This is a genomic window from Mesorhizobium sp. M8A.F.Ca.ET.181.01.1.1 (assembly GCF_004792025.1).
Taxonomy (GTDB): domain Bacteria; phylum Pseudomonadota; class Alphaproteobacteria; order Rhizobiales; family Rhizobiaceae; genus Mesorhizobium.
The window spans coordinates 1-340 of record NZ_SRTV01000131.1 but is presented as its reverse complement, the minus strand read 5'-3'; the positions used below and the strand labels follow the sequence as shown (position 1 = coordinate 340).

At 60.0% G+C, this 340-nt stretch carries 2 pseudogenes; one reads left to right on the top strand and one right to left on the bottom strand.

Annotation, left to right across the window (positions count from 1 at the left end):
* Positions 1-109: pseudogene (locus EN824_RS33905) on the top strand (glutathione S-transferase); the annotation flags it as partial.
* 47 nt (positions 110-156) lie between these two features.
* Here EN824_RS33905 and EN824_RS33900 read toward each other — a convergent pair.
* A pseudogene (locus EN824_RS33900) lies at positions 157-340 on the bottom strand (SEL1-like repeat protein); the annotation flags it as partial.

Genomic DNA, 340 nt, shown 5'->3' with positions numbered 1-340 from the left:
GAAAGAGACGGCCCCCCTGGCCGCCCTGAGCCGCCGCGCCTTTGACGACTATGGCGATGCTTATTGCGGCGGGCAGATTGAAAAATCGCTACGGAAAGTAGCTGGCTGAGGACCGGGGCATCATCGTCCCCCGGTCAGAAGGCGACCCGGCCACAGCTAGGGTTGCTCCAGCCTTTTTAGCGATTCCTGCGCAGTCGCGAGTCCCTGATCGGCGGCCTTGCGGAACCATGTGATGCCCTCGGCCCGATCCTGCGCAATGCAATGACCCATTGCATACATGTTCACTAGATTGCACTGGGCGACGGCAAACCCCTGATCCGCCGCTTTTTTATACCAGCTA